Origin of the sequence: Flavobacterium sp. (genome assembly GCF_965277525.1) — a bacterium.
In the GTDB taxonomy this organism is placed as follows: domain Bacteria; phylum Bacteroidota; class Bacteroidia; order Flavobacteriales; family Flavobacteriaceae; genus Flavobacterium.
In genome coordinates, this window is record NZ_CBDIDC010000002.1 from 800,453 (window position 1) to 824,034 (window position 23,582).

Consider the following 23,582-nt stretch of genomic DNA (forward strand, 5'->3'; position numbering starts at 1 on the left):
GCGAAACGGATTTTGACTCATTTTATAAAAGAAAAATACCTCACTTGCTGATACAACAAAGAGGTATTTCCCGAAATAATGCAATGCTAAATGCTTTATTTTTTTGGGCTATAGATGAAGTTTTTAAAGGTGACTTGCCCATCACCAACAGCAGAAAGGCCTAGTTTAAGACTCATAAATCCGCTTAGTACATTGTGATTAAAAGAAGTAACTTCTGCTGAATTTTCAATTTTATGCCATTCTTTATGATCTGTGCTGTAATACATGTTTACCAATTGTTCTTTTTTGTCTAAACGTAAAAAAAGATGGGTTTGATTAATGCCTTTTTGGGTAGGAAATTGCCATGATCTCAGTATGGCCAGTATGTTTTCTTTGTCAGCGGCAATACCGGTATAAAGCCGGCTATCGTAGAAAAGGATAAGACCTGCGGTTGCATTTCCTTCAATTTCGACTTCAACCTCTGCGGTATACGAGTGGTCAGAAGGCGTGCACAGTAGTGGCGCACTTTCGCCTATACTTTTCCCTTTTGCTTTAATTTGTATTCCGTTTGTTGTAAGTTTAAATCTTTCGGGCTCAAAATCATTAAAAAATTGCCATTGCGGACTTAAGGTTGTTTTAGAAAAAAAATCTGAAAGAGAGAAATTACTTTTGATCAATTGACCGGCAGGTTTTTTTAATTGTGCCTCTGTTTTTATGCCTTCAGGGCTTTTGTACCAGCCGTCTTTAGTCCATTCTACAGGTTGTAAAAGCGTTTGGCGTCCCATATTGTAATAGCCATTTTCATAGCTATGAAAAACCATCCACCAATTGCCTTTGGCATCATCAATGAGACTGGCATGACCTTTAGACCACCATTTTTCAGTACTGCTATTGGTTTTTATAATTGGATTGTACGGAGAGTTTTCCCATGGCCCTAAAGGTGATTTTGATCGTGCCGAAATTACCATATGGCTCGTTGCAGGCCCGGCGGTTCCACCTTCGGCAACGGTAAGATAATAGTACGCTCCGTGTTTTATAATTTTTGGACCTTCCATACAAAAACACTCAATCGACCAGTCTTCCGGTACCGGCCAACCCTCATAAGCCTGTTTTGCATCGGCTATAATTGAAAGTCCGTCTTTTGATAAAGCAGCATAAGTGCCATTGCTGAAGTACAGGAAACGATTGCCTTCTTCGTCCGCAACATGTCCCGGATCGATGTTTCCTATTTTTAAATCTATGGGATCGCTCCACGGACCATTTATTTTATCTGCCCACACGACATAATTGGTGTTATTTGCCGGAAAGTAGATGTAGAATTTATTGTTGTATTTTACCAAATCAGGAGCCCATACTGCACCAACATTTTTAGTGAGCGCATGTGTAACAGGTTGCCAATTGATGAGATCTTTAGAGGTCCAGATAAGTAATCCCGGAAAATAATTGAAAGAGGAATGTACTATATAATAATCTTCGCCATCCCTTATAATCGAAGGATCAGGATAGTCGCCGGCAAATATTGGATTTTGATAAAACCCATTTTTAATCGCCGGATCCTGCGATTGCGCATGACTCAAAAAGGAGCAAAAAACAAGTACATAAAAAACTGTTTTTTGAAAGAGAGAATGGTTGAGAAGCATAAATTATATTATTAAATTTTATCTTGTAGTCAAATATACCATAAGATGTTTGAAAAAACAATTCATTATAATAATACCATTTAAATTTGATAAATTTATACAGATATACCCTCAACTTGTACCATTCTTAAAATTCTGCTTGCCATTATCTTTGTACTAATTATTACAACTTAAAAAATAAAAATATGAAAGCTATAGGATTTAAAACATCATTACCAATTGCTGAAAAAGAGAGCTTTATAGCGTTTGAAGCACCAAAACCAATTCCGGTTGGGCGCGATTTATTAGTAAAAATTAGCGCGGTATCTGTTAACCCGGTTGATTTTAAGATACGTCAGAGTAGTGCAAAAGATACTGTTCTGGAGACGCCCAAAATTATTGGTTGGGATGCTGTAGGAATTGTTGAAGCAGTGGGCGAAAATGTGCGTTTATTTGAGGTAGGTGATCCCGTATTTTACGCCGGAGATATTACCAAATCAGGAAGCAATGCTGAATATCAGATTATTGATGAACGAATTGTGGGAAAAAAACCAACATCGCTAAGTATTGAAGCTGCTGCTGCAATGCCCTTAACTAGTTTGACAGCCTGGGAAATACTATTCGATCGTATTCGTATCAATCCTGAAAAAGACAAAGGAAAATCAATTTTGATTATTGGTGGTGCCGGAGGGGTAGGTTCGATCGCGATTCAATTAGCAAAAAAAATTGCCGGGTTGACAGTGATAGCCACAGCATCCCGTCCGGAAACTATTGCCTGGTGCAAAGAACAAGGTGCTGATTTTGTGGTTGATCATAAAGATTTAATCGCTTCAGTACGCGAAGCAGGATTTCAGTACACAGACTTTATTCTGGACTTTGTTGATACAAATTTATATTGGGATACAATGGTCGAATTGATTAAGCCTCAAGGCCATATTGCATCAATTACCGGAAGTAGTGATCCTGTGGCACTGAATAAATTAAAAAATAAAAGTGCCTCATTTTCATGGGAACTAATGTACACGCGTTCGATGTTTGAAACTGACGATATGCAGGAACAACACAACATCCTGAATAAGATTGCTGATCTTCTGGATAATGGTACACTAAGGTCGACGCTGAATCAAACGCTTAGCGGACTAACAGCAGATAATTTCAAAAAAGCTCATGAATTACTGGAATCGGGTAAAACGATTGGAAAGATTGCGATTAAATTTTAATTAAAAAAGAGTATTTCGGTATGCTGTAACAGAGCAATAGCTTCCTGATCTTTAGTCAGGAAGCTATTTTTTTTATTCGGCAGACTCAAAAAAAGTTATTCGATCAGAGAAAGAATACTTTTAGGAATTTCATCAAAACCTTCAATAGAGTAGGGTTTAATAAGATAAGCTTTTACGCCCATCAAATCACATTTTTCTTTGTATACAGGATTTATGCTGGTCGAATATACAAAACAGGGAATGTGTTGCAAATCATTAGTATTTAAAATTTCCTGTAGCGCTTCAATACCATCAAGAATAGGCATATTTATGTCGGTAAGGATAACATCAGGAGTTTCTTTGGCAGTATCTTTTAAGAAGTTTAAAAGTTCTTCCCCGTTTGCAACAAGACTGACTTTTGCAAAATCGGGATTTTTAGTAAAGGTATGACAGATAATATCTGCGTCATCGCAATCATCTTCGGCTATGATAATATGTAAGTTATATAATTTTGGCATTTTATAAAATGGGGAAATAAAGATTAAATGTGGTTCCTTCGTTCAGTTTACTTTCTACAGTAATATTGCCTGAATGGTTTTCCATGATTTTTTTGCAAATAGCTAAACCAATTCCGTTTCCGGAATATTCGTTCTTAGCATGTAAACGCTGAAATATCGTAAAAATTTTAAGGAGATGGCTTTTCTCCATCCCAATACCGTTATCTTTTACCTGAATTTTGATAAACTGATCGTTGTGGTTTGGAATTTCAGATTCAAAATTATCGATTTGGGAAATTTGAATGAGAGGATGCCGATCTGTTTTGCTGTATTTTATTGCGTTAGAGATAAGATTAGAAAAAAGTTGGCGCATTTGTACTTTAGAAGCTCTTAATATTGGTAATTTTCCAATCTCAATCTGTGCTTTTTTATCTGTCATTATGATTTCCAAGTCATCACTTACTTCAGAAATTATTTCAACTAAATTAACCTCAGTACGTTCTTCCTGCGCTGTGTGAGAGGAATAACTCACTAAATCATCTACAAGTGAATTCAATCGTAATGCTGATAATTTCATGACGTTCATCGATTTAGTATCTGCTTCTGAAAGATAGGAGGCATCTATTCTGCCGTTGTACATTACGATTTTTCTAAGTGGTTCTTTGAGGTCATGTGATATGACGTGAATGAATTCTTCAAGATTGGCATTTGTTTTATTGAGCTCGTTGATTTTTTCCTCGAGTTCTTTTTGATTGCGTAGTAATGCGTCCTCGTGTTTTTTCTTCTCTGTTAAGTCCGTAATGACAATTCCGATTCCCTGAACAGCAGGTTCAAGATCCGTTAAGGCGATATAGGCAGGAAAAGTTTTATTTTCGTTTTCTGTTTTAAATACAATCTCATGCGTGGTAACACCATATTTTAAAGCTTCGATAAGCGGAACAAAATAGTCTGAATTATGAAAGTATTCATATAAATAGTTTCCTATTATTTTTTCAGAAGGCAAACCCACTAATTGTGAGAAATAATCATTGCAATATAATATAAGGCCGTTTCTCGAAATACTCAGCGCACCTTGTCTGAATTTTTCAATAAGGAGCCTAAAAGTATAATCGGCAGTTTCGAGTGAATAGAGCTGAGGAGTTCCATTAGTATTAACCACCAATGCATCAACATCTCCTTCTTTTATAGCATCAACAATACTATTTGATTCATAAAGTTGTTCCTTTAATGAGGCTATTTCGGCTAATAGGGATTCGATATTTGTATTGTTGTCCTGCAAATTATTCACTTATATTTAGAATTCTTAATACCTTTTGTTTGTCTGACAAATCACCTAAAATAATTCTTTTAGGGAGAGGATTTGTTCTTATTAATGTTGGTATTGCTACAATTTGATGTATTACTGCCTGTTCCGTATCACGACTGATATCTATAATTTCCAGGTCGTAATTATTGGCAAGATAGTGATCACAAATCTTGCGTAGGTTTTCAATGGCATGGCCTGACTTTACAGACATACCCGAAACAAAAAGCATAAACTTATGTTTGGTTGTACTTGTTTCATCAGTGGATTGGTCCATTTTTTTAAGAGTTTAAGGGTTTTATATTAAGCCCAACAAGTACTCTTTCCTCATTCGAAAGATCGCCAATGATCTTGCGAATGGGTTCAGGAAATTTTCTTACCAATGTAGGTACAGCAAAAATCTGATCACCTTCTGCCAATTGCGGGTTCTTAAGTAAATCTACAATTTCAATACTGTAAATTCCTTTCAGATGTTCCTCTGCATATTTTTTTATGTTTTCAAGTGCCGTAATTGATTTTGGTGTTTGGCCGGCAATATATAATCTTAATTGCCATTCGGCTACAACTTCTTTTTTCATTATTGTTTGTTTTTTTTAGAAGCCAGTTTTTCCTGCAATTCCTCTGTCGCTTTTAAGATGCTTAATTCTTCTTCTGCAGATTCAAATTCATTTTTGAGCGCTTCTATATTGGCTTCAAGAACTTTACGTTTACGCTCAATTTCTCTGTCTTTTCGGCTAATTTCGTTCTGAAGTTTGATATCTGATATTGTTTTCTTAAATTGATGGGATGTTCTTGCAGCACCGGTCAATATTCCTTGCGGACCTAATTCGACATCCAGCAATTCTATGCCGTTGTCTGAAATAATAAATTCCCTCACCTGGTTAGAATGTCCCATTCCTCTTGATTTTACAATAAAAATTCCACGGTTTCTTTCGCCAATTCCTTCCATGTCACGTACTGTTATCCAGGTATCCACCAACGAGGATACAGATTCTTCGGCAAGATCAGGTCTGATGTTGTCAGATTGTTTGTTTAAGGATGTAAAAAGTGCTGTAATATTGTTGAATTTCAACATGTCAATAAGCCTTACCAACATCGAACGTACTTCATGCTGGCTCCCTACAGTAATTAAATTACTGATAGGATCAATAATAATAGTGGTAGGCTTGAACTCCTTTATTAATTTTCTAAGTGTTAGCAAATGCAATTCAAGACCATTCAGAGAAGGGCGGGAAGAATGAATTTGCAAAGTACCATTTGTAATGTGTTTTTGAAGATCGACCCCTATCGATTTCATATTTCGTACCAATTGCTGTGGCGATTCTTCAAATGCAAAATAGATTGTTTTCTCGTTTTTTTCGCATTGCTGATTGGCAAAGTAACATGCAATAGTGGTTTTGGCAGTTCCGGCAGTTCCCGATACCAATATATTGCTGCCGCGATAAAATCCGCCACCCTGAAACATATCGTTTAATCCGGGAACTCCAGTAGGAATTACATCAGAAGAAACTTCATTATCCAGTTTTAACGATGTAATGGGCAATACTGAAATTCCCTCTTCATCGATAAGAAACGGATATTCGTTTGTACCGTGTGTCGATCCTCTGTATTTTACAATTCGAAGTCTTCTGGTCGAAACCTGTTCGATAACACGATGATCTAAAACAATCACACAATCTGATATATATTCTTCTAATCCCTGACGGGTTAGGGTGGCTTCGCCACGTTCGCCTGTAATAATTGCTGTTACTCCTTTGGTTTTAAGCCAGTGAAATAATCTTCGTAATTCGGCTCGTAGTATAGCCTGATTATCCAGACCTGAAAATAAAGATTCAATAGTATCCAGCACTACACGAGTTGCTTTTATAGAATCAATTGCATGACCTAATCTGATGAATAAACCATCAAGATCATATTCGCCTGCTTCTTCGATTTCAGATCTTTCGACCCTGACATAATCAACGACGAGTTTTTTATCTGCTTTCAGTTTTTGAAGGTCAAAACCAAGAGATTTAACATTTAGGGTAAGATCATCCGAAGGTTCTTCAAAAGACATGAAAACTCCGGGTTCGTTATACTCTGTAATCCCTTTTATTAGGAATTGCATGGATAACAATGTTTTTCCGCAGCCGGCACCACCGCAGATTAAAGTAGGGCGTCCTTTCGGAAATCCACCATCAGTAATCTCATCCAGGCCGTCTACTCCTGTAGGAGTTTTGGGAAATATAAAACTATTTGACTTTGATTGTTCTTGCACGATATTAAGTATTCTATTTACTCAAATATACGTTTTCCCAGAATATTAACAAATACTATTTATTAAAGATTTAACAGCTGTTCAAAGATTTTGAAAATACTTTTTTTGGAAGATATTACACCTTAAACGTCAAAAAAGTAATAGAAAAGGATGAAATTCAAGATTGTAAATCTGATTTTATTTTTTCTGAAAATAAATCAGTGCAATCAAATGACTCAACATTTTTCAGGACTGTTTTTTTACTAAAGATGGTTTGAGCGGGTCAAATTTTCGATTCGAATTAAGGATCTCACAAAACTAATATTACCGCATAGATCGCGATGTTATGCGAGAGAATAATAGTCATAGATTAAAAGATTAAAAGGATTTTTTAAATACCTGCTGAATCTGCTAAAACTGCGCGAAAAAAAATAAACCCATAGAGACATGGATTTCACAAATTTACAATAGATATTCATTTATTTAAAGCACATAGCTATGTGAAAGCAATAAGTTTCTTATTTTCTTTCAACTATAAAATCTATGTTTCTGTATGTTGAGATAAAATTAAGCGTAAAGTATTAAGAATCGAGCCAATTCTTGAAGTTATTAATTTCCTTTTTACTTAAAATAATAGGCTCTGTATCAGGAACATCAACATTGAACAAAATCTCAATTTTCTGGCTGGAATGTTTGATGATTTCCTGAATGTGATGACGGTTGATGATGTATTTTCTGTTTACTTTAAAGAAAAGAACAGGATTTAGTTTATTGATAAGATCTTTTAGATTGCTGTTGTACAAATAACTGCTTCCTGAATTGGTGTAAAGGAAGAGGTGTTTTCCTGTAGCATAAAAGTAGGTGATTGCAATATCATTTATCGAAAGGAGTTTATCTCTGTGACTGACCAAAAAATGGTGCTGAATGTTGCTTTGATTTTCGATTTCGACCAGTGATTCAACAATCAGGTTGGTATTAAAAGTGTCTTTGATGTTTTTGTATTTGAGTAAAGCTTCATGCAATTCTTCTTCTTCATAGGGTTTTAGAAGATAATCTATGGTAAAGTGTTTGAAGACTTTTACAGCATAGGAATCGTAAGCGGTAACAAAAATAACGGGGCATGAAACGGGAGCCTGTTCAAAAATATCAAGGCTTTTGCCATCTCCAAGATGAATGTCCATAAAAGCAAGATCAACGGCATTGCTTTTAAAAAAAGTAACGGCGTCTTTTACAGACTTCACCACCGTAATTTCACTTATAGCAATTATACTTTGTTGGTCCAGAATTGATTTTAGATAGCTTGAAGCCAAATGTTCGTCTTCAATAATAACTATTTTCATATCGTTTAATTTTCTGTAAAGTTAAAAAAAAAGCTCCGTTTAAAACGGAGCTAATTTTATTACAATTCAGGATTGTTTAATCGGGCATCGAGAGGAAATGGAAGCGTATAACGCGGATCATTTTGTATCAATGTATAATCTTGATCATTAAAAGTATGCTTGATTTGTTGTTGGGTTGTTCGTCGCAAATCAAACCAACGGTGACCTTCTACAGCAAACTCACGTTGTCTTTCCTGAGCGATAAAATCAAGAAGCTGAGTTTGTGTCATTTCAGCAATCGAAGTACTTAACGTGTTAAAAGCGGTAGCAGTATACCTGTTTTTGATGAAAGTGATTACGGTTGTTCTTGCCGTAGGAAGATCGCTTAATTGTGCTGATGCTTCTGCTTTCGTCAAATACAATTCAGCTGTTCTAAACGTACATTTTTGAGCGATATCACCACCTTTTCTAAATCTGTATCTGCTTCCACTTGCCTGATAATACAAAGCAAAACGCAGATCGTTTGTTTTATCATAAACGCCTGTTAAAGTTGGCGCAGCATACGATGCTCCTTTTAAAAGATTAATAAAAGGATCTTCAAGTGCTAATATAGATTCTGGTCCGTTATAAAGATTAGGTAAAGCAGCTGTCGTGTTTAAGTTGATTAATGCACTTTTGTATGTCATTGCTTTATCTGCAGCGGCAATAGCTTTTGCCCATTCTTTTCTGTATAAGAAAATACGGGATTCCATTGCATATAAAGCAGCTTTAGAAAAACGGTAGTTTATACCCGCTGTCTGAGTGTCTAAATTCAATAATTTTTGAGCTTCTTCATTATCAGATAAAATCTGGTCGTAAATAACAGCAACACTTTGAGGAACGTAAGCCTGCTCTAAATCTATTTTTAAAGCCAACGGAACACCTCTGTCTGTTGCAGCTGTTGCAGCATTGAAAGGTTTACTGAAGATATTCAATAAATCAAAATAAGTTAACGCTCTTAGTGCATAAGCTTCTCCTATTAGTTGATCTTTCTCTGCAGAAGGCGCTAATTTTACGCTTGCTTCATTGATGATAACATTCGAATAGAAAATTCTGTTGTACAAAGCAGCATAAGGAAAACTGTTTGTCGTTTTATCAGGATTGGCATCGTTCCAGATATAATGATCTCTGTAGAAAGTAGCATTATCGTTAAATTCATCTAAAACCAATTCGTCTGTTCTAATAGCAGATAATGCTTTATGAATAGCAGTTGTAGAATAGCCGCTTGTCATTACTGCTCTGTAATCAGTTAAAGTTTCCGGAATTACTTTACCTACTGGCTCAACATCAAGATAATGATCACAGCTTACAGTAGTAATGGCTACACCGGCAAAGAATACGTATTTTAATATATTTTTCATTTTAAATCAGATTAAAAAGTTAGGTTACATCCTAAAGATATTGATCTTGGGATGGGTTGTGCATAGATATTTCCGTACGTTTCAGGGTCAAAGTACCCTTTATAATCAGAGCTGATTACAAATAGGTTTCTTCCTTCGATACTAAATCTAACGCTATCCATATACAATGTTTTTGTCGCTGTTTTAGGCAATGAATATCCTAAACGAACACTGCTTAAACGCATATAACTCATTTCGTGAACCCAGGTATCTAAATAGTTGTAAACATTAAGTGGTGCTCCTGTTGGAGAAAACCATTGGTAAGCCATCCATGAATCTCCTGTTCCTGAAGTTTCACTAGTAATTCCAGGTATGTGCGAACCTGTATTAGTAGGTGACCACGCATTAAGTACATCTGTAGTGTAGTTTTGACCACGATCTAATTGTGCACCATTAAAACTTGGTCTTTCAACAACAGTTTGTTTAAGATTGAAAGTGGTAGCAATAGTAAGATCAAAATTATGAACTTTAAAAGTGTTGATAAAACCACCGGTAAATTTAGGATCTGCATCTCCAACATAACTAAACAAATCTCTTGTTTGTTCATCTGTAAGTTTTGATTGCGAGAAAACTCCCGGGAAAAAATCTGCATAAGGATCAAAAAGACCAAAAAGAGTTTGCGTGTTTACAGTTTCCCCTTTTTTATTTACAAATAAAGGAAAACCACTTTCATCAATTCCGTTAGTTTTTAATGCAAATACGGCATTAACAGGTAATCCTTGTCTTGAAGGTAAATAGGTGTTAGATCTTGTCTGGATACGATCAACAGTACTCTTATTATGAGCAAAATTAATAGTCGTGTTCCATTTAAAGTTAGGGCGATCAATGTTTCGTGTAGATAAAGAAATCTCGTATCCTTTATTCGTTACCTGAGCCCAGTTGGCGTTTGTAAACTCAAAACCGTTTTCGACAGGAAGTGATTGTAAACCAATCAAATCAGTACTTTTTCTTCCGTAAACATCAGTTACAATGTTGATACGATTGTTGAATAAACCAAGATCCATCCCGAAGTTGGTATTCTCCGTCTTTTCCCATCTTAATTTATCATTAGGAGGAGAAGTTACAGTAATAACAGGTTCTGTTTGTCCCGGTAAAATAACTGTTGTTTGGGTACTTCCAACTACATACGGAGAAGTGTTTTTATCGATATTTCCTTGTAAACCGTAAGATGCACGTAATCTTAAATTAGAAACTATTTCGCTGCCTTTTAAGAAATTTTCTTCAGATACTGCCCATGAACCGGAAACTGCCCATAATGGTAAGTATTTGTATTTAGGATCTACACCAAATAAATCAGATCCGTCGTAACGAACACTTCCAAAGAAAGTATATTTTCTGTCATAAGTATAAGATGCTGTTGCGAAGAATGATGCAAATGCATTTTCGTTTTCATTCTTTAAATACGTTCTATAGTTTGGATTAGCTGCATAACTTTGAGTTGGAAAAATAATTTGAGTTGTAGTCAATGTTTTCGGGTCGAAACCAAAACCTTTTGTATTAATAGCTGTGCTTTTGTTCTTTCTTAATTCATTACCCACCATAAATTCTAACTCATGTTTTCCTCCAAGAGTAGTACTATAGTTTAACATCGTTTTCCAGTTATATTGAAAAAAGTCAGTGTTTGAATTTTGAATAATTCCGCCAACAGGAAGGAAATAATTATAAGCTCCATTTGCAAATACACTTGTTTTTTCTCTTTCTTTTCTTGTAAAGTAAGTGTCTTTACCAGCATATTTTTCAGAAGCATTGTTGTCAAACTGTAAACCAATTTGTGTACTTGCTTTTAATCCTTTTGTAATATTATAATCAACGTCAAGTAATGCTTTTATAGATCTTGTAGTTAATTCGTAATTGGTATTTTCTCTTTCTTCTAAGTAATTAAAAGGAATGTATACACTTCCATTTCCATACCCGGTCATGTCTTTATCATAATTATAACTTCCATCAGCGTTTATTGGAGTTAGATATGGATTTGCGTTTCTGGAGTAATTAGCAGGATTTGTAAAAGTGTCTGTATCTGAAATATAAGATGATTTTTTGCTTTGTGTACCAAAAATTCCAACACCAACACGTAATTTATCAGTTACATCAAAGTTGTTTTTTAAGGTAAGATTGTATCTGTCAAAACCAGTTCCGATAGTAGCACCTTCTTCGTTGTAAGCTCCTAAAGAGAAATAATAATCAGATTTTTCTCCACCACCAGATAAACTTAATGTATATTGTTTGTTGATGGCACTTCTGTACAATAAATCACCCCAATTGGTATTGTTGTTTCTTAAAGCGTTTATTGAGTTTTGCGTTGTTGGACTTAGAGACGAAAAACCTCCCGATCTATAGGCTCCTAATTCATTAGCCTGATTAAGAATACGGGAAATTTCTCCATTACCGTCTCTGTAAGTCAAATCTTCTCTTGAAGCCAGCGAAAGTTCAAAATCTACTTTTTGAGAAGCATTCATAAGGTTTAATTTAGAAAAATCAGGTTTTTGAGTCACGAAAGTATTGACATTCAAATCTACTTTCATGCTTCCTTTTTTTCCTTTTTTAGTTGTTACCACAATAACACCGTTTGCAGCTCTTGCCCCGTAAATGGCAGTTGCAGCAGCATCTTTTAGTATGGTAATATCTTTAATATCTTCAGGGTTTAAACCTGCGATCGAAAAATTGCTTAAAACATCGATATTGTCTTTGTCATAATTTTGAGGAACATCATTTCCTTCAAGAGGTAAACCATCTAAAACCCATAACGGATCCTGAGCGCCGTTTAGAGATGCAGTACCACGAATTCTGATTTTTGAGATTGTTCCCGGAGCTCCCGTTTGTTGTGTTACGGCAACACCCGCAACCTGACCAATTAACATTTGATCTAAACTCGCAACACCCGCTTGTTTGATATCTGCCATATCCACTTTTGCAACAGCTGATGTCAGTTTTCTTTTTTCTATTTTTTGGTAACCCGTTACTACAATTTCTTTTAGTTCACTAACATCAGATTTTAAAGAAATAGTATATTGGTTTTTGTCTGTAATTTCAATTGTATAAGGCAAATATCCCATATAGGATACTCTTAAAGTTTTGATATTACTGTTAATTTTAAATTCGAAAGCACCATCAAAATCGGTTACGGTACCAAGGCTTGCACTTAGGATCACCCCTTTTTGTTCTGTGTTATTCGATACGGAACTGTTCTCTACAGAAACAGTAACTCCCGGTATTGGCAGTCCGTCTTTAGCATCAAGTACCTTTCCTCTAATAGTCCTTTCCTGCGCATACCCGGATAGGGCAAGAAGGAAACTCAGCATGTAAAATAAATTCTTCATTGGGTTGTTTTTGGATTTGTGTTAATTATAGTGTGTTGTTTAAAGCCTTTTCGATACGTTGAATCAAGTCAAAATAATGGTTTTTGGTTTCCTGATTTCCTGTGTTTCTTTTCGTTTTTAATAGTTGCAAAATCTGATTCAATTCGCCTTTTTTATCAGATGTAACTTCAGAAACTCTTTTTAGAGAAGACTGATTGATGTTACGGGCCATTTTTGACTCCTCCAGATAATCACATAAATGAGGCATACTTAAAGTCTCTTCTAATTGTATAATTTTCTTGGCATCTGTTTTTTCAAAAAGTTTATTAGTCGAAACAATTAGCACATCAACATAATTTTTCTGAGTCAGACGTTCCATAATCGTAAGCGATTTGTTCTGGATCGTAGGAGCAAAGATGCTTTGGTGAATTGTTTTGAATAATTGAGTTACCGTAAACACATTTTCTTTTGCTTCATTACGCTGAAACAATTCATTTTCTGTAATTCTCAACAAACGATCGTCGCTTAACAAGTTGTATAAAATTCCATATTGCAATTCTCTCGCAAGTGTGTAAGGCGTGTATTCGTAAGGCCCAAGAGGGGAATCTTTTAATGGATTTGTTTTATCCAAAATCGGATTAAAAAACAACCATTCCGGAAGTTTGATACTATTGTTTAGTAAATACGAAACTGCTCTTTTTTGAATAGCTGCAGGAACTGCCACATAACTTGCTTTGTTATCACCGTGAACCGTTGTGTTCAAATAAATACCCCCAACATTGGCTAATACATGGTAGTTGTACAAATTCCATTGACCGATTGCACCTATATAAAGCTTGCCCGTTTCGTAGTAAGATTCGTCTTTATCGTATGTCCATTCGAGGATTTTGTTTACTACTTTTTTTAGATTTTTAAGTCCGTATTCGCTGGCTTTCATTGCATCATCACCCAAATCTTCAGATTGGGAGCGAGGATCTATAGTAGCATCACCATCTTGTTGTTCTCCGTAGAAATAAATAGGATCGTCTTTATGTTTTGCAATCAATGCATTTAGGGCATTATGCTCATCCGTTTGGTCAGCATACCATCTGTATCCCCATTCGATAGCATATTTATCATATTCACCAATTTTTGGGGTAATAGCTTCTACATGATCTTCTGGTTGCGCAATATAATTATAACGTGCATAATCCATGATAGAAGGAGCAGTTCCGCCCATTTTTGCTGTAAAAGCCGGAGATCTAAGCGATTCTACCGGATAAGCAAAAGAAGCGCCCATATTGTGTTTTAGACCAAACGTGTGTCCAACTTCATGAGACGATACAAATCGAATCGCTTCTCCCATATGTTCATCGCTAAATTTGTTTCCTCTTGCTTTTGGGTCAATCGCACCAGTCTGAATACGCATCCAGCTGTGTAATGAAGTCATTACATTGTGCCACCAGATAATATCAGATTCGATAATTTCACCACTTCTTGGGTCTACAACCGCAGGTCCCATAGCATTCGATTTTTGAGACGCTACATAAGTAATAACCGAGTAGCGAACATCATCAATATCAAAATCAGTATCTTCTGCAGTAGGTTCTTTTGCGATAACAGCATTTTTAAAACCAGCTCTCTCAAAAGCAACCTGCCAATCGCGAACTCCTTCAATAATATAAGAACGCCATTGTTTAGGAGTCGATGGATCGATATAATACACAATAGGTTTTTTAGGTTCTACCAATTCTCCTCTTTTGTATTTTTCGATATCTTCTTTTTTAGGCTCTAATTTCCAACGGGTAATTAATTCTTTCTCTAATACAGCATGTTGGCTATCGTTAAAATACCAGTGTTTTTCAGAAAAATATCCAATACGTTTATCGGCAAAACGAGGTTGCATTGGTACTTTATCCAATAAAATAATATTAGAAGTAACTCCAATCGTAACCGATAGAGCAGGACCACCTTCAACTACAGAGGTAGTAAGTTGTGATTTAACGACAATATTTTTAGGAAACGTTTTCACATTTTCTATATACGAAAGTTCAGATTTTACAGATCCTCCAAAACCAATATTACTCAAAACATCATTGAAGCTTTTTTGCTTACCGTCAAAAACTTTATTTACCTTAATTACAACTGATGTCGAATCGCTGTTTTTCGTTTCAATATCAAAAACTTCTATAATCGATTCAGAGAAGTTATTGTTTACAGATTCAGTAATAGCATCTCCAACTGGCGATGAAACTTTTGGTTCAGATGATTTTACCCAAACTTTTTTGGCAACCAAATCTTTATGAAAAGTGATGATTTTATTCTCATAATTCATCCCTTTATTTAATCCTGCATCATTAACCGGCAACGGAACATTCGAGATTTTATTAACAACCAAAAATTCTCTTTGAAATAGTGAATCATTAATTTCCAGATAAAGATCTGTTTTTACCTGAATGGTATTGAATAGTCCTTTTTTGAAAGTCCCCTTTTTAATAAGATCTGCGTATTTTTTTTCTTTTGAATTTTTTAATGAATCTTTAACTTGTTCTGTTTTGTCTTCTTTATTCTTTTTATTCTTTTTTTGAGCAACCATAGTACTTGTACTTAATACCAATAGTATTAAAGCGATACTTTTTAGATTTCTCAACAATGCCTTTTCTCTCATCGAAAGTTAAGTTTAGGTTAATTTTTGGCTAAAAATATTGCATGGATTACGTTAAAAAAAGCAAAATGGAGTGAGTGGCTTTTTTTTGGGAGTGAATGTTTTTTTTTTATCCGATTAATGGTAAAATGCAAGTAAAATCGCCGTCTTTTTTGAAAGCTTTAAAACCGTCTTTAGAGTAGTATTTATAAATACTTTGTAAGTATTTGTGACCAAACTTGGATTCTTTCTCGAAGTTTTGCTTTTCGTTTAGATTATTGGTAATAATTACAACGTTTTCGTTAACGTCAATTGTAATTTTTAGTGGTGTTTCGTCAGAGGCAATATTATGTTTTATGGCATTTTCTACAGCAATCTGAAAAGATAAATAAGGAACTTTTTTAGCTAAAAAAGTTTCATCTTCAATGTTAATAGTAAAGACAAATTCTTCTTTAAAGCGGGTTTGCTGCAGAAAAATATATTTTTCTATAAAAAGCAATTCTTCTTGTACCGTAACAATATTATTGACAGGAGGATTAATCAGGTATCGGTAAATTTTAGAAAGATTTAAGGTAAACTTTCGCGCCACTCCCGTATTGCTTTCAATTAGCATATAAAGAGAATTCAATGAATTGAATAAGAAATGGGGATTAATTTGCTCTTTTAATTGATGTAATTGTATGATTGCTTTTTCCTTATTGATTTTTTCATTCTCTAAAAGAAGCTTGTTTTTTTCTTTTGATAAAATCTCTTTTTCATGAAAATTGCGGCGGGTAAAAATGGTAAACAAATAAAAAGAGATAATCAGAATTGCCGTTGTAATAATATAAATTAATGAAGCGTATTTTTTTACGGCATCTACATCTTCATTTGAAACATTTTTTGGAAAATTTACGCATAAATACCAATTTGTACCTTTCATGTTCAATCGTTGCGTGTATCGTACAATGTCGAGACCTAAATATTCTGAAAGAGCTACTTTTTTGGTATAACTTTCTTTAACTTTAAATGTGGTGTCAGCAGCCGATATATTAGTAACTTCAAAAATATTCTTTTGCAGTAATTTTATTTCGGGGTGATAGATGATCGTTCCTTTATTGTCGAATACAAAAGCGTAATTAATGGCTTTTTGGTCAATATTCGAAAAGTAGTATTGCAATGCTTTTAAATCAATATCATAACCGTAGCGAATTACAGTGCCATTGGATGCAACGTATTTATAGTAAATACGCCAGAAAAAGTTTTCATGATCTTCAATAATACTATTAAACTCATCGAGGTTTCCTTGCTTTAAAACTAAATCTTCTATCGAAGCTTTTAGATTCTTATTGTTTTTGGCACATGTAAATTCTATTTTCTGATTGTTGATCTTAAACCAGTTGTTTCTAATAATGCTGTCATTAGAATGAATCGTACTGAGTACTTTTAGGTTATCAGATAAATTCTTAGAATTGCTAATATCAACAATACGCTTAAGATCATTTTGAGTTTCGAGAAATCGTGATAATTCCTGTGCAGTAATTTCCTGTTTGATCAGAACATTACGAATTTCAGTTGCCGTATTGGATTTTTCGGAAATTTGAGTTATTAAACCACTTAATATGTAAATATAAAGTAAGGTAAGGATAATAAAAACGATTCCTAAAATGAAGAAGTTCCTGCCGGAAAAAGTATTTTTTAATGTAAATTTCAAAAGTGTAATAAAAAGAATAAGGAGTATTTAAGTCCTTTGTAATAGGGAAATAATTTTTTTTTCGTGTGCAAATATAAAACTTTTTGTCTGATACACTTTTAGTTATGAAATCTTAACACATATTTCGGGTAGTCGTTTAGTAAAAATCTTGTTAAGAGAGAAAAGGGGATGAAATTCTTTCATGTTCCAGGTTTCAGGTTTGAAATAGGGATAGAAGTACTTTATAATTTAACCACAAAGTCCGCAAAGTTTTCTTATCAGGCAAGGTTTTATAAAAACGCAAAGTTTTGTATTTAAACTTTGCGAACTTTGCGTATACCTTTGCGCTCTTTGCGGTAAAATCTGCGTAATCCTTAAGCTCATTTCAAACCTGAAACCTGAAACCTGAAACCTGAAACCTGAAACCTGAAACAAAAATTATGAAATCTGCAGATGTTCCAAAGTTTTTCCTACCAGCGTTTTTGTCCCAACAGGTTGAAATCCTAATTTCAGGTATAATTTCTTCGCACCAGGGTTTTCTTCTTCAACTAATAAACCTAAAGTATGATGGTTTTGGGTTACATATTCCTCGATCAAAAATTGAAGCATTTTAGAGCCAATTCCTTTTCCCTGATGATTCGGATTTATACCTAGAGAATCAATATAATATTCACCACTTTGCGTTTCATTTTCCGGACTAAAATCTGGATTGAAATTAAGCCTCACATAATCTACAATTGGTTTTCTCAGTTCCTGCAATTTGCCTCCGTCATAAACAGAAACAGCACCAACAATTTCGTTATTTTCCTCCGCTACAAAACAATTCTGATACGAGTATTGATTGTTTTCGTTTTCAACAAAATGAAGCAGAAAATAATAAGCGGTTTTAGGATCTCTTTCGCCAATGAATTTATAAATAATCTCTTCCATTGCCAATAATAAAAGTTGGGCTATAAATTCTGAATCGTCAATAGTTGCTTTACGAATGATCATAATGAATGTTTTTTAGATGTTGCAAAATTACAGGAACTTTTACAGATGAAACATTTTGAGGTGCTTATTGTTATAAATAAAACATAAATATTTTAAAATTAGGTTATTATATTTTTCTAAAATTTAAATATAAGACCGAAAAGAATAGGTTTTTAAAGCGCGAGAAGGAATAGTTGAGATGAAAGCTGCCTTTTTTTTAAAGTGATTTGAAGACAGATTAATCCAAATTTTGGGTTTGACTGTTGATAACTGTTTTTGCAGGTCAGGTGGTTTTGGGGTCCTTTTCATGTTGATAACTTATTTAGATCCAGTATAAATAGCTATGAATTTGGGATTTACGAAGTATTGTGCGTGTTGATAAAATATATTCTAAGACCTGTTTTCAGGAGGCAAAAAGCTGTTAATAATTGCCCGGTTTTTTAACATCAAAACCAGGCCGAAAGAAGATCCCGGAGTTAAATTTGTAACTATGAAAATGCCGTTAAAATCTCCCCAATAAACGAATCATTTTTATTCCGGATAATTCACCATTTAATACTATATATATGTCTATTTTCGATAAAAGAATCAATTATAAACCTTTCGAATATCCAGAGGTTCTGCAATTTACTGAAGCTATAAATAAAGCGTATTGGGTTCATACAGAGGTTGATTTTACTGCTGATACACAGGATTTTCATTCGCATTTGAATACTGCTGAAAAAACAGCCATCAAAAATAGTTTACTGGCCATAGCTCAGATAGAAGTGGCTGTAAAAAGTTTTTGGGGTAATATTTACGAGCATTTTCCAAAGCCGGAATTCAATGGTTTAGGAAGCACTTTTGCTGAATGTGAATTCAGACATTCAGAGGCATATTCGCGTCTTCTGGAAGTTCTAGGATATAATGACGAATTCGAAAAACTGTTGGAGATTCCGGTGATCCGCAAACGTGTCGATTATTTATCGAATGTGCTGAAGGATACCAAATCGCAAGACAATAAAAAATATGTGGTTTCGCTGATCTTGTTTAGTATTTTGATCGAAAATGTATCTCTTTTTAGTCAGTTTGCAATTCTTTTGTCCTTTACAAGATTCAAAGGCTATATGAAAAATGTAAGCAACATTATCGCTTGGACTTCCATCGATGAACAAATTCATGCCAATGGTGGTATTTATATCATCAATAAAATACGCGAAGAATTTCCTGATTTTTTTGATGAGGAAACTTTAACTCTTGTCAGAGAAACAGTTAAACATTCTATAGAGGTAGAAGCAGATATATTAGACTGGATATTTGAAGAAGGGGAAATCGAAAGTATTAAAAAAGAGGATTTGGTGAACTTCATGAAATTTAGATTAGACGAAAGTTTAACCCAAATAGGTATTGATACCGTATTCAATGTTCCTGCCGATGATTATAAAGCAATGGCATGGTTTGAGGAAGAAGTTTTTGCCAATAGCCTGGATGATTTCTTTGCAAAAAGACCGGTAGAATATACCAAACACGACAAAAGTATTACGGCAAACGACCTTTTCTAAAACAGCAAATTACAAGTATGAATACAACAGATACAATTTCAGGAAATAGCCTTCCGTTAAGTGAAGCAGACAATAAAATGTGGTGGAAAAACTCTGAAAGTGAGCAAATTTTAAATCGTGGTTATCTTTTAAAAGGTGAAACTGTAGAGGGGGCAATTGACAGAATTTGTACCGCTGCAGCAAAAAGATTGTACAAACCCGAGCTAAAAGAGTCTTTTGTAGAAATGATCGAACGCGGCTGGATGAGTATCAGTTCACCGGTCTGGGCCAATATGGGAACAGAACGCGGTTTGCCAATTTCTTGTTTTAATGTTCATGTTCCGGATGAAATCGAAGGAATCACACATAAATTGGGTGAAGTCATCATGCAGACCAAAATTGGTGGCGGAACGTCAGGATATTTTGGAGAATTACGCGAAAGAGGAAGTGCTGTAACCGATAACGGAAAGAGTAGTGGAGCAGTAAGTTTCATGAAACTTTTTGATACTACAATGGATACGATTTCGCAAGGTGGTGTTCGCCGAGGTGCTTTTGCGGCTTACTTAGACGTAGATCATCCGGATATCGAAGAATTTTTGAAGATAAAAAGTATAGGAAATCCAATTCAGAATTTGTTTACCGGAATTTGTGTACCTGATTACTGGATGCAGGAAATGATCGATGGTGATGCTGATAAAAGACAAATTTGGGCTAAAGTATTAGAAAGTCGTCAGCAAAAAGGATTGCCTTATATCTTTTTTAGTGATAACGTAAATAAGAACAAACCGCAAGTTTATAAAGACAAAAACCTACGCATTAATGCCAGTAATTTATGCAGCGAAATCATGTTGCCGTCAAATTTTGATGAATCGTTTATTTGCTGTCTTTCATCGATGAATCTGGAACTATATGAAGAATGGAAAGATACAGAAGCGGTAAAACTGGCAATCTTTTTTCTGGATGCCGTATTGCAGGAATTTATAGAAAAAACAGAAGGTAATTATTATCTCGCAGCAGCGAATCGTTTTGCAAAAAGGCACCGCGCATTGGGTCTTGGGGTCTTAGGATGGCATTCGTATTTACAAAAAAATAGGATTCCGTTTGAAGGTCTTGAAGCCAAAATGAAAACCACAGAAATATTCAAACATATCAGTGACAAAGCCGATAAAGCAACTCAGGATTTGGCCAGAATATATGGAGAACCGGAATTGCTAAAAGGGTACGGAAGACGTAATACCACAACAATGGCAATTGCTCCCACGACATCATCGTCTGCTATTTTAGGACAGACTTCACCAGGGATTGAACCTTTTAGCAGTAATTATTACAAAGCCGGATTGAGTAAAGGTAATTTTATGCGTAAGAACAAATACCTTAAAGCATTATTAGAAGAAAAAGGGCTGGATAACGAAGAAGTCTGGAGAGAAATTATGCTGAATGGCGGAAGTGTACAACACATGAGCCAATTGAGTCAAAACGAGAGAGATGTCTTTAAAACCTTTAAAGAAATCAGTCAGTTAGAGATTGTACAACAGGCGTCTATCCGTCAGAAATATGTAGATCAGGGACAAAGCATCAACTTAAATATCCCATCAGATTTACCCATTAAAGAAGTAAACCGTTTGCTGATTGAAGCATGGCAATTGGGCATCAAGAGTTTGTACTACCAACGTAGTCAAAGCGTTTCTAAAGAATTAGTTACCAGTTTGGTAACTTGTAGTAGTTGCGAATCATAAAAAAAGGCTGTCTGGATTTAGACAGCCTTTTTTATGGAGTAATTTTGCCATTTGGCAATTTTATAAGAGAGTTCCGGAGGAACGAATTATATTTTAGGGATAGATTTTAATCCATCCTTCGCAATTATAATCGACAAAGAACGTCACCACAATCTTGTCATCCCGACCAAAGGGAGAGATCTTTGCAAGCAACTAACACACAGTTCTTATCCCACTTTGGATTTTAGCCTGCTTAAGGTTTCCTGCGAAATATTAATGTAGGAAGCTACTATTTTGTTGGGCAATCGTTTTACAATAGCCGGATTTATTTTTAGCAATAGCTGGTATCGTTCTAATGCATCCATTGTAGTAAATGACATGAGCCTGTTGGCATTATTAACATAAGCCCTTTCAAGATAACGACAGTAAAACTCCCGCCATTCCGGTACAATTTTCATTAAATGATCAAAATCTTCGTGACTAATGTATAAGAGTTCTGATTTTTCGATGACCTGAATATATTCTAAAGAAGGCAATTTCGTTATGAAACTCACCAATGCCGTAGCGATCTGATTTTCGAAAGCAATATAGCGTGTTACGTCTTTTCCTTCTTCATTGATAAAATAGATTCTCAAACAACCTTTGCCTACAAAATAAGTATGCTGACTGGTTTGTCCTGCTGAAAGCAGTAACTCATTTTTACCTTGTTTTAAAGGTTTAAAGTACGACAAAATCGTATTGAGGTCCTGATCAGAAACCTCAATACGATTTTTTATATAATGACCAAGTTGTTCGTATAGCATCGTTTATTTATAATCTCTCACGAATTTGCGGTAATAAATAATATCTTCTATAGATAAAACGACCAAATCGTGTTGTGCTGCAAAGCTAATGATTTTGTCAAGTTTAGCCATACTGCCATCCTCATTCATTAACTCGCACAAAACGGCTTCGGGTTGTAAGCCGGCTAACTGCATCAAATCGACGCTGCCTTCTGTGTGGCCATTTCTCTCCAGGACTCCGTTATTTTTAGCTCGTAAGGGAAAAATATGTCCGGGTCTTGCCAGGTCAGATGCTTTTGCATTTACGGCAGTTGCGGCTTTAATAGTCGTCATTCGGTCTGCTGCAGAAACTCCTGTGGTCACACCTTCTTTGGCTTCGATGGTGATAGTAAAGGGAGTCTGAAAACTACTGGTGTTTTCCTGAACCATATAAGGCAATTCGAGTTGGTCTGCTTTTTCGTTGGTCAGGCAAAGACAGACAATTCCGCTGCATTCACGAATCATCATCGCCATATTCTGAAAACTCATATGTTGTGCCGAAAAAATCAAATCGCCTTCGTTTTCTCGGTTTTCATCATCGGTTAATAAAATTCCTTTTCCGCTTTGTAAATGTTTTAAGGCATTCTCTACGCGGGTTACGCTGGTTAAACCAAATTTTTCTAATGGATATGTTAGTGTGTCGATCATTTATTTTGGTATTTTAAATTAATGAGCAACAAATCTAAAGTTGTTTAAGATTCAAAAGTTTGATGTAAGTCAATAAATGAAGTGACAAATTTTAAGTTTGCCACGACCCGGGCAACAGCGAACAGGCGAAGCAATTCCATGAATTTTCGCAAATTTCTTTTTACAATCTTTGAGGTTAAAAAATGCAAGGAATAGTATTAAAATAATGGAAAGCAATATGTATGCGAAATCTTAAAAAATAATTAGTGAAAATTAGTGAAATTTGTAGCGAAAAAAAACTTTTAAATTAGTTTAAGAAGTGTTTCTGCATCAATAACTACTGCAAATTTGTTATGCAAACCTGCCCGATATTTGTTATACAAACTCGGGACCCTATTTTTTTTTGTTGATGCCAATTCGTTCAAAGGCGGCTGTGAAATCCGAAATAAAATAGACTTCAAAACTAAAATTCCCTGCCGGCCTGGTGGTAAGTCCAGTAATAACAAAAATTTTGATTGTAAGATTGTCAGGCCTTTAACTCTTCAGGAATTAACAATATTAAATATTTTTATAGCTAAAAGACTACTTATTGTTTAATGCGGTAAAAGTATTTATAATGTAATCAAAACTTTAATAGTCAGTGATATAAGTATTTTAATCCCTGTTTTTAAGACATAATGATAATCTTAAGGATAAAAGAGTAAGTAAATTACGTTCAATTCCCTATTCCCATTTATTTAAGCGT

General features: G+C 34.9%; 17 protein-coding genes. 3 read left to right on the forward strand and 14 right to left on the reverse strand.

Annotation, left to right across the window (positions count from 1 at the left end):
• Positions 1–95 precede the first annotated feature (95 nt).
• Complete coding sequence (locus ACQY44_RS05540; RefSeq protein WP_428229398.1) at positions 96–1,619, reverse strand: family 43 glycosylhydrolase; 1,524 nt, start codon at positions 1,617–1,619, stop codon at positions 96–98.
• Between the two features lie 185 nt (positions 1,620–1,804).
• Between ACQY44_RS05540 and ACQY44_RS05545 the strand changes: the two genes are divergently transcribed.
• Entirely contained in the window at positions 1,805–2,818 is a 1,014-nt protein-coding gene (locus ACQY44_RS05545) for a zinc-binding alcohol dehydrogenase family protein (protein WP_428229399.1), read from the forward strand.
• A 95-nt stretch (positions 2,819–2,913) separates the two neighbouring features.
• Here ACQY44_RS05545 and ACQY44_RS05550 read toward each other — a convergent pair whose 3' ends face one another.
• The 11 genes from ACQY44_RS05550 to ACQY44_RS05600 all read right to left on the reverse strand — a co-directional run bounded on the left by ACQY44_RS05550 (position 2,914) and on the right by ACQY44_RS05600 (position 18,175).
• The gene (locus ACQY44_RS05550; protein WP_428229400.1) at positions 2,914–3,315 is read right to left on the reverse strand and encodes a response regulator; all 402 of its coding nucleotides are present in this window, start codon (positions 3,313–3,315) and stop codon (positions 2,914–2,916) included.
• A gap of 1 nt (position 3,316) precedes the next feature.
• Positions 3,317–4,582, reverse strand: coding sequence for a sensor histidine kinase (locus ACQY44_RS05555; protein ID WP_428229401.1), 1,266 nt, complete (start codon positions 4,580–4,582; stop codon positions 3,317–3,319).
• Positions 4,575–4,874 (reverse strand): circadian clock KaiB family protein, encoded by a 300-nt coding sequence (locus ACQY44_RS05560; protein ID WP_428229402.1) that lies wholly within the window; start codon positions 4,872–4,874, stop codon positions 4,575–4,577. The genes ACQY44_RS05555 and ACQY44_RS05560 overlap by 8 nt, the downstream gene beginning before the upstream one ends.
• A gap of 4 nt (positions 4,875–4,878) precedes the next feature.
• Positions 4,879–5,175: a circadian clock KaiB family protein gene (locus ACQY44_RS05565; protein WP_072953993.1), complete on the reverse strand. Its 297-nt coding sequence runs from the start codon at positions 5,173–5,175 to the stop codon at positions 4,879–4,881.
• On the reverse strand, positions 5,175–6,854 hold the full coding sequence (gene kaiC / locus ACQY44_RS05570; protein ID WP_428229403.1) for a circadian clock protein KaiC: 1,680 nt from the start codon (positions 6,852–6,854) through the stop codon (positions 5,175–5,177). The genes ACQY44_RS05565 and kaiC overlap by 1 nt, the downstream gene beginning before the upstream one ends.
• A gap of 560 nt (positions 6,855–7,414) precedes the next feature.
• Positions 7,415–8,173: a LytR/AlgR family response regulator transcription factor gene (locus ACQY44_RS05575; RefSeq protein WP_428229404.1), complete on the reverse strand. Its 759-nt coding sequence runs from the start codon at positions 8,171–8,173 to the stop codon at positions 7,415–7,417.
• A gap of 59 nt (positions 8,174–8,232) precedes the next feature.
• Positions 8,233–9,552: a RagB/SusD family nutrient uptake outer membrane protein gene (locus tag ACQY44_RS05580; RefSeq protein ID WP_428229405.1), complete on the reverse strand. Its 1,320-nt coding sequence runs from the start codon at positions 9,550–9,552 to the stop codon at positions 8,233–8,235.
• Between the two features lie 11 nt (positions 9,553–9,563).
• Complete coding sequence (locus tag ACQY44_RS05585) at positions 9,564–12,908, reverse strand: SusC/RagA family TonB-linked outer membrane protein (protein WP_428229406.1); 3,345 nt, start codon at positions 12,906–12,908, stop codon at positions 9,564–9,566.
• Positions 12,909–12,933: 25 nt separating this feature from the next.
• Positions 12,934–15,534 carry a zinc-dependent metalloprotease gene (locus tag ACQY44_RS05590; RefSeq protein ID WP_428229407.1) on the reverse strand — a complete coding sequence of 867 codons (2,601 nt, stop codon included), beginning with the start codon at positions 15,532–15,534 and terminating at the stop codon, positions 12,934–12,936.
• A gap of 106 nt (positions 15,535–15,640) precedes the next feature.
• Complete coding sequence (locus tag ACQY44_RS05595) at positions 15,641–17,203, reverse strand: histidine kinase (RefSeq protein ID WP_428229408.1); 1,563 nt, start codon at positions 17,201–17,203, stop codon at positions 15,641–15,643.
• A gap of 417 nt (positions 17,204–17,620) precedes the next feature.
• The gene (locus tag ACQY44_RS05600) at positions 17,621–18,175 is read right to left on the reverse strand and encodes an N-acetyltransferase family protein (RefSeq protein WP_428229409.1); all 555 of its coding nucleotides are present in this window, start codon (positions 18,173–18,175) and stop codon (positions 17,621–17,623) included.
• Between the two features lie 545 nt (positions 18,176–18,720).
• On the opposite strand from ACQY44_RS05600, the gene ACQY44_RS05605 reads away from it, so the two are divergent.
• Both ACQY44_RS05605 and ACQY44_RS05610 read left to right on the forward strand, forming a co-directional pair.
• Positions 18,721–19,695: a ribonucleotide-diphosphate reductase subunit beta gene (locus ACQY44_RS05605; RefSeq protein ID WP_428229410.1), complete on the forward strand. Its 975-nt coding sequence runs from the start codon at positions 18,721–18,723 to the stop codon at positions 19,693–19,695.
• A gap of 17 nt (positions 19,696–19,712) precedes the next feature.
• Complete coding sequence (locus ACQY44_RS05610) at positions 19,713–21,410, forward strand: ribonucleoside-diphosphate reductase subunit alpha (RefSeq protein WP_428229411.1); 1,698 nt, start codon at positions 19,713–19,715, stop codon at positions 21,408–21,410.
• Positions 21,411–21,616: 206 nt separating this feature from the next.
• Here ACQY44_RS05610 and ACQY44_RS05615 read toward each other — a convergent pair whose 3' ends face one another.
• Positions 21,617–22,192, reverse strand: coding sequence for a Crp/Fnr family transcriptional regulator (locus tag ACQY44_RS05615; protein ID WP_428229412.1), 576 nt, complete (start codon positions 22,190–22,192; stop codon positions 21,617–21,619).
• Between the two features lie 3 nt (positions 22,193–22,195).
• Positions 22,196–22,858 (reverse strand): 3,4-dihydroxy-2-butanone-4-phosphate synthase, encoded by a 663-nt coding sequence (gene ribB / locus ACQY44_RS05620; RefSeq protein ID WP_428229413.1) that lies wholly within the window; start codon positions 22,856–22,858, stop codon positions 22,196–22,198.
• Positions 22,859–23,582 lie beyond the last annotated feature (724 nt).

Excerpts from the sequence above, each read along its gene's own strand:
- ACQY44_RS05540 (WP_428229398.1), bottom strand. The coding sequence starts at position 1,619 with ATGCTTCTCAACCATTCTCTCTTTCAAAAAACAGTTTTTTATGTACTT.
- ACQY44_RS05545 (WP_428229399.1), top strand. The coding sequence starts at position 1,805 with ATGAAAGCTATAGGATTTAAAACATCATTACCAATTGCTGAAAAAGAG.
- ACQY44_RS05550 (WP_428229400.1), bottom strand. The coding sequence starts at position 3,315 with ATGCCAAAATTATATAACTTACATATTATCATAGCCGAAGATGATTGC.
- ACQY44_RS05560 (WP_428229402.1), bottom strand. The coding sequence starts at position 4,874 with ATGGACCAATCCACTGATGAAACAAGTACAACCAAACATAAGTTTATG.
- ACQY44_RS05565 (WP_072953993.1), bottom strand. The coding sequence starts at position 5,175 with ATGAAAAAAGAAGTTGTAGCCGAATGGCAATTAAGATTATATATTGCC.
- ACQY44_RS05575 (WP_428229404.1), bottom strand. The coding sequence starts at position 8,173 with ATGAAAATAGTTATTATTGAAGACGAACATTTGGCTTCAAGCTATCTA.
- ACQY44_RS05580 (WP_428229405.1), bottom strand. The coding sequence starts at position 9,552 with ATGAAAAATATATTAAAATACGTATTCTTTGCCGGTGTAGCCATTACT.
- ACQY44_RS05585 (WP_428229406.1), bottom strand. The coding sequence starts at position 12,908 with ATGAAGAATTTATTTTACATGCTGAGTTTCCTTCTTGCCCTATCCGGG.
- ACQY44_RS05590 (WP_428229407.1), bottom strand. The coding sequence starts at position 15,534 with ATGAGAGAAAAGGCATTGTTGAGAAATCTAAAAAGTATCGCTTTAATA.
- ACQY44_RS05600 (WP_428229409.1), bottom strand. The coding sequence starts at position 18,175 with ATGATCATTCGTAAAGCAACTATTGACGATTCAGAATTTATAGCCCAA.
- ACQY44_RS05605 (WP_428229410.1), top strand. The coding sequence starts at position 18,721 with ATGTCTATTTTCGATAAAAGAATCAATTATAAACCTTTCGAATATCCA.
- ACQY44_RS05610 (WP_428229411.1), top strand. The coding sequence starts at position 19,713 with ATGAATACAACAGATACAATTTCAGGAAATAGCCTTCCGTTAAGTGAA.
- ACQY44_RS05615 (WP_428229412.1), bottom strand. The coding sequence starts at position 22,192 with ATGCTATACGAACAACTTGGTCATTATATAAAAAATCGTATTGAGGTT.
- ribB (WP_428229413.1), bottom strand. The coding sequence starts at position 22,858 with ATGATCGACACACTAACATATCCATTAGAAAAATTTGGTTTAACCAGC.